This is a genomic window from Aeromonas sp. 75A (assembly GCF_051919425.1).
GTDB classification, from domain to species: domain Bacteria; phylum Pseudomonadota; class Gammaproteobacteria; order Enterobacterales; family Aeromonadaceae; genus Aeromonas; species Aeromonas veronii.
The window spans coordinates 4689455-4695754 of record NZ_JBQBES010000002.1; the positions used below are offsets into that span (position 1 = coordinate 4689455).

Below are 6300 nucleotides of genomic sequence, written 5' to 3' on the forward strand. Positions count from 1 at the left end.
GGTAAAGGAACAAATCAATCTGACAAGTTCAAATCGCAGACTATTTTAGTATCCACACTGTTTCTGGTCTCCTGTAATAAAATTCGTTTAGCGCCTGAATCGCGATGATTGATTAAATCAAACCACTTTAAAACCCATAAAAAATGCCGCCCATCGGGCGGCACTTTTATTAGAGATAACGGGCTAACAGGAATTACCAGCCGGTTACTTCGCGCAGGGCCTTGCCGATATCGGCCAGGGAGCGGACGGTTTTCACGCCAGCATCTTCCAGCGCGGCAAACTTCTCGGCGGCAGTACCCTTGCCACCGGAGATGATGGCGCCAGCGTGGCCCATCCGCTTGCCGGGAGGGGCGGTAACACCCGCGATATAGGAGACCACCGGCTTGGTGACGTGGGCCTTGATATAGGCCGCTGCGTCTTCCTCGGCGTTGCCGCCGATCTCGCCGATCATCACGATCGCTTCGGTCTGCGGGTCGTTCTGGAACATCTCCAGAATGTCGATAAAGTTGGAGCCCGGGATGGGGTCGCCACCGATACCGACACAGGTGGACTGGCCAAAGCCCTCGTCAGTGGTCTGCTTGACCGCTTCGTAGGTCAGGGTGCCGGAGCGGGAGACGATGCCCACCTTGCCCGGCTTGTGGATGTGGCCCGGCATGATGCCGATCTTGCACTCACCCGGGGTGATCACGCCCGGGCAGTTGGGGCCGATCATCCGCACGCCGGTCTCTTGCAGCTTCACTTTGACGTCCAGCATATCCAGCGTCGGGATGCCTTCGGTGATGGTGACGATGAGCTTGATGCCCGCGTCGATCGCTTCCAGGATCGCGTCCTTGCAGAACGGAGCCGGCACATAGATGACGGAGGCGGTGGCGCCGGTCGCTTCGACCGCGTCACGTACGGTGTTGAACACCGGCAGGCCCAGATGGGTGGTGCCGCCCTTACCCGGGGAGACGCCGCCCACCAGCTGGGTGCCGTAGGAGAGCGCCTGCTCGGAGTGGAAAGTACCCTGACCGCCGGTAAAGCCCTGGCAGATGACTCGGGTGTCCTTGTTGATCAGTACGCTCATCAGTTGGCCTCCGCTGCTTTGACGACTTGCTGCGCGGCATCGGTCAGACTCTTGGCCGCAATGATGTTGAGGCCGCTCTCGGCCAGCTTGATACCACCCAGCTCGGCGTTGTTGCCTTCCAGACGGACCACGACGGGCACCTTGACCCCCACTTCCTTGACCGCACCGATAATGCCTTCCGCGATCATGTCGCAGCGCACGATGCCGCCAAAGATGTTGACCAGCACCGCTTTGACGTTGCTGTCGGAGAGGATGATCTTGAACGCCTCGGTTACGCGCTCCTTGGTGGCGCCGCCGCCGACGTCAAGGAAGTTGGCCGGCTTGCCGCCGTGCAGGTTGACGATGTCCATGGTGCCCATGGCCAGACCCGCGCCGTTGACCATGCAGCCGATGTTGCCATCGAGGGCCACATAGTTCAGCTCCCACTGTGCGGCGTGCGCTTCGCGGGGGTCATCTTGTGACGGGTCGTGCATCTCGCGCAGCTTGGGCTGACGATACAGTGCGTTGGCGTCGATGTTGATCTTGCCATCCAGGCAGTGCAGGTTGCCCTGCGCGGTGATCACCAGCGGGTTGATCTCCAGCAGCGCGAAATCGCAATCCAGGAACATTTGGCCCAGACCCATGAAGATCTTGGTGAACTGTTTGATCTGATCGCCGACCAGACCCAGTTTGAAGGCCAGTTCGCGGGCCTGATAAGCCTGCGGACCCACCAGCGGATCGATAGCCGCCTTGTGGATCAGATGGGGGGTTTCGTGGGCAATCTTCTCGATATCCACGCCACCTTCGGTCGAGGCCATGAAGACCACGCGGCGAGAGCCACGGTCAACCACGGCGCCCAGGTAGAGCTCTTTGGCGATGTCGGTGCAAGATTCCACCAGGATCTTGGTGACCGGCTGGCCGTTGGCATCGGTCTGGTAGGTCACCAAATTTTTGCCAAGCCAGTTTTGGGCAAAAGCACGGATCTCATCCTTGCTCTTGGCCACTTTCACGCCGCCCGCTTTACCGCGGCCACCGGCGTGTACCTGGCATTTGACGACCCAGGTATTGCCGCCAATCTTGTCGGCCGCTTCGGCCGCTTCTTGTGGGGTAGCACAGGCATAACCTTCGGAGACCGGCAGGCCATACTCGGCAAACAGCTGTTTTGCCTGATATTCATGCAGATTCATAGATGCTCTATCCGTGTTGTAGGTATTTCCGTCCGGGGCTGGTGTTTCTCAATCCCCTGTGAATGGGGGCCTGGGCGGCCCCTCGTTATCTTTCAATCGCTCGGGTATTACTCAAACGTCCAGCAGCACACTCAGCTCGGGGCGCAAACCCCTTGCCCGGGTGCCACAGGCTTAGACGTCCAGCAACAGACGGGTCGGGTCTTCCAGCAGCTCCTTGACGGAGACCAGGAAGCCTACCGATTCGCGTCCGTCGATGAGACGGTGATCGTAGGAGAGCGCCAGATACATCATCGGCAGGATCTCGACCTTGCCGTCAACGGCCATCGGGCGATCCTGGATCTTGTGCATGCCCAGAATGGCGCTCTGGGGCGGGTTGATGATCGGGGTGGACATCAGGGAGCCGAACACGCCACCGTTGGTGATGGTGAAGTTGCCGCCAGTCAGTTCATCCACGGTCAGCTTGCCGTCACGGCCCTTGCCCGCCAGATCCTTGATGGCCTTCTCAATGTCCGCCAGGCTCATGTTGTCGCAGTCGCGCAGCACCGGCGTCACCAGACCACGGGGGGTGGAGACGGCGATGCTGACGTCGAAGTAATTGTGGTAAACCACGTCATCACCATCGAGCGCCGCGTTCACTTCCGGATAGCGCTTGAGGGACTCCACCACCGCCTTCACGTAGAAGGACATAAAGCCGAGCTTGATGCCGTGCTTCTTCTCGAAGATCTCGCCGTACTGCTTGCGCAGATCCATGATGGGCTTCATGTTGACCTCGTTGAAGGTGGTCAGCATGGCGGTGGTGTTTTTCGCTTCCAGCAGACGCTCGGCAATGCGCTTGCGCAGACGGGTCATCGGTACCCGCTTGTCGGTGCGACCACCCAGCGGGGCAACCTTGGCTGCCGGGGCTGCAGTTGCGACCGGTGCGGCTGCCGCAGGCTGGCTCTTGGCCTTGATGAAGGCTTCCACATCATCCTTGGTGATGCGACCACCCTTGCCGGTACCGGTCAGCTTGGTCACGTCGATATCGTGCTCACCAATCAGGCGGCGCACCGAGGGGCTCAAGCCATCGGCACCATCATCGGCAACCGCTTCAGCGGGTTTCTCTTTGGTCTCTTCACCCGCCACCGGAGCGGCGATGAGGATGGCAATCAGTTGACGGGACAACACAGTCGCCCCTTCCCCTTGCAGAATATCCCCCAGCACTCCGGCTTGCGGTGCCGGCACTTCCAGCACCACCTTGTCGGTCTCGATGTCGACCAGCACTTCGTCACGGGCGACCAGATCGCCCGGTTTTTTGTGCCAGGTGGCGATAGTGGCATCGGCCACTGATTCCGGCAGGTCCGGTACCTTGATTTCGATAGTCATCCAATCAGTTCCTTTTTACTTCTATGCCAGAGGCTTTACAGGGTAAGGGCATCTTCCACCAAGGCTTTTTGCTGCTTGGCGTGGACAGACATGTAACCGACGGCCGGTGAGGCTGACGCGGGGCGACCGGCATAACGCAGGGTAGCTCCGGCTGGCAGCACGCCATCGTAGTGGTGACGGGTGCAGTACCAGGCGCCCTGGTTCTGCGGCTCTTCCTGACACCAGACAAAGTCGGTGACGTGGCTGTAATCGGCCAGAATGGCGCGCACTTCCTCTTCCGGGAAGGGGTAGAGCTGCTCAATTCGCACCAATGCCACATCTTGCTGCTCGGCCTTGCGACGGGCATCGAGTAGGTCGTAGTAGACCTTGCCGGAGCAGAAGACCACCCGCTTGACCGCTTTCGGATCCAGCGCATCGATCTCGCCGATGGCGTTCTGGAAGGTACCTTCCGCCAGCTCTTCAAGCTTGCTCACCGCCAGCGGATGGCGCAGCAGGGATTTGGGCGTCATGACGATGAGCGGACGGCGCATCGGGCGCACAACCTGACGACGCAGCATATGGAACACCTGCGCCGGGGTTGAGGGCACGCACACCTGCATGTTGTGCTGGGCGCACATCTGCAGATAACGCTCCAGACGGGCGGAGGAGTGCTCTGGGCCCTGCCCCTCGTAACCGTGCGGCAGCAACATGGTCAGGCCGCACATCCGGCCCCACTTCTGCTCACCGGAGGAGAGGAACTGATCCACCACTACCTGGGCACAGTTGGCGAAATCGCCGAACTGGGCTTCCCAGATGGTGAGGCCAGCCGGCTCGGCGCTGGCGTAACCATATTCAAAAGCCAGTACCGCGTTCTCGGTCAGCACAGAGTCATACACCTCGAACGGGCCTTGCTCGTCGTGCAGGTTGCACAGCGGGGTGTAGGTGCTGGCATCGGTCTGGCTGTGCAGCACGGCGTGGCGGTGGAAGAAGGTGCCACGGCCGGAGTCTTCACCGGTAAAGCGGATACGGGACCCCTTGTCCACCAGAGTGGCGTAGGCCAGGGTCTCGGCAAAGCCCCAATCCACCAGCTTCTCGCCAGCGGCCATCAGACGGCGGTCTTCGTAAATCTTCTCGACTTGACGCTGCAGCACGTGGGTCGCCGGATACTGGCTCACCCGCTCGCCGAGGCTCTTGAGGTGATCCATCGGCACGGCACTCTCATAGGCCATGTTCCAGTCGTGGCCCAGATAAGGGGTCCAGTCGACGGAGTGCAGCTCCATCGGCCGCCACTCCTTGCTCACCCGCTCGCCGCGATCCAGCGCTTCACGATACTCGTTGACCAATTCGGTCGCCCGCTCCTGAGCGAGGCTCCCCTCGGCCACCAGCTGATCGGCGTAGATCTTGCGCGGGGTCGGGTGCTGCTTGATCTTCTGGTACATCAGCGGCTGAGTGGCGCTCGGCTCGTCCGCTTCGTTGTGACCGTGACGACGGTAGCAGACCAGCTCGATCACCACGTCGCGTTTGAAGGTGTTGCGGTAATCCAAGGCAATCTGGGTCACCAGCACCACGGCTTCCGGATCATCCCCGTTGACGTGCAGCACCGGCGCCTGCACCGCCTTGGCGATGTCGGTGCAATATTCGGTGGAACGCAGGTCACGGATATAGGAGGTGGTGAAACCAACCTGGTTGTTGATGACGATGCGCACCGTCCCGCCGACACCATAGGCACGGGTCTGGGACATGTTGAAGGTCTCGGCCACCACGCCCTGACCGGCCATGGCCGAGTCACCGTGAATGGTGATGGGCAACACGCTGGAGCCATCCTTGTCACCGCGACGATCCATACGGGCACGGACCGAGCCGATGACCACAGGGTTGACGATCTCGAGGTGAGAGGGGTTGAACGCCAGCGCAAGGTGCACGTTGCCACCCGGGGTGGCGAAGTCGGAGGAGAAGCCCATGTGGTACTTCACATCACCGGTTCCCCAGGATTCGCCATGCTTACCGGCAAACTCGTCGAACAGATCCTGAGCGCGCTTGCCCAGCACGTTGATCAGCACGTTGAGGCGACCGCGGTGGGCCATACCGATAACGGCCTCTTTGCAGCCCTGCTCACCGGCGCGACGGATCAGCTCCTTGAGCATGGGGATCATGGCGTCGCCACCTTCCAGCGAGAAGCGCTTGGCTCCCGGGAACTTGGCGCCCAGATATTTCTCCAACCCTTCGGCGGCGGTCAGGCTCTCGAGGAAACGGGTCTTCTCTTCGAGGGTGTAACTCCCCTTCCCTTCAATGGATTCGAGACGCTGTTGCAGCCAGCGCTTCTCTTCCGTGGAGGTGAGGTGCATGTAGTCGGCGCCGATGGAGCCGCAATAGGTCTTCTTCAGCGAGGCGTAGAGGTCGGAGAGCACCATGGTCTCGCGACCGATGGCGTAGGAGCCCACATTGAAGGTGGCCTCCATATCTGCGCCCTGCAGGTTGTGGAACGCAGGATCCAGTTCGGCAACGGTTTCACGCTGCCACAGGCCCAGCGGGTCCAGATTGGCATTCTGGTGACCACGGAAACGGAAGGCGTTGATCAGCTGCAATACCCGCACCTGCTTGGCATCCACTTGCGGATCGGAGACGGGGCACTGTAGCGAGAGGGATCCGGCCAGACGACGGAAATAATCGCGGACCTGGGAGTGGGGTTGTTCAACCGCATGGCCATTGACCTGGGGCAGCTCGCTA

General features: G+C 60.7%; 4 protein-coding genes. All 4 read right to left on the minus strand.

Features of this window, described 5'->3' with window-relative positions:
* Window positions 1–193 precede the first annotated feature (193 nt).
* On the minus strand, window positions 194–1066 hold the full coding sequence (gene sucD, locus ACTG2T_RS21765; protein ID WP_005333542.1) for a succinate--CoA ligase subunit alpha: 873 nt from the start codon (window positions 1064–1066) through the stop codon (window positions 194–196).
* The gene (sucC, locus tag ACTG2T_RS21770) at window positions 1066–2232 is read right to left on the minus strand and encodes an ADP-forming succinate--CoA ligase subunit beta (RefSeq protein ID WP_005361097.1); all 1167 of its coding nucleotides are present in this window, start codon (window positions 2230–2232) and stop codon (window positions 1066–1068) included. Before sucC ends, sucD begins: the two co-directional genes overlap by 1 nt.
* A gap of 171 nt (window positions 2233–2403) precedes the next feature.
* A complete protein-coding gene (gene odhB, locus ACTG2T_RS21775) occupies window positions 2404–3594 on the minus strand; it encodes a 2-oxoglutarate dehydrogenase complex dihydrolipoyllysine-residue succinyltransferase (protein ID WP_330124394.1) in 1191 nt (396 codons plus the stop codon).
* Between the two features lie 35 nt (window positions 3595–3629).
* A partial coding sequence (sucA, locus tag ACTG2T_RS21780; RefSeq protein WP_439973819.1) for a 2-oxoglutarate dehydrogenase E1 component occupies window positions 3630–6300 on the minus strand: 2671 nt, incomplete at its 5' end.

Excerpts from the sequence above, each read along its gene's own strand:
- odhB (WP_330124394.1), bottom strand. The coding sequence starts at position 3,594 with ATGACTATCGAAATCAAGGTACCGGACCTGCCGGAATCAGTGGCCGAT.
- sucD (WP_005333542.1), bottom strand. The coding sequence starts at position 1,066 with ATGAGCGTACTGATCAACAAGGACACCCGAGTCATCTGCCAGGGCTTT.
- sucC (WP_005361097.1), bottom strand. The coding sequence starts at position 2,232 with ATGAATCTGCATGAATATCAGGCAAAACAGCTGTTTGCCGAGTATGGC.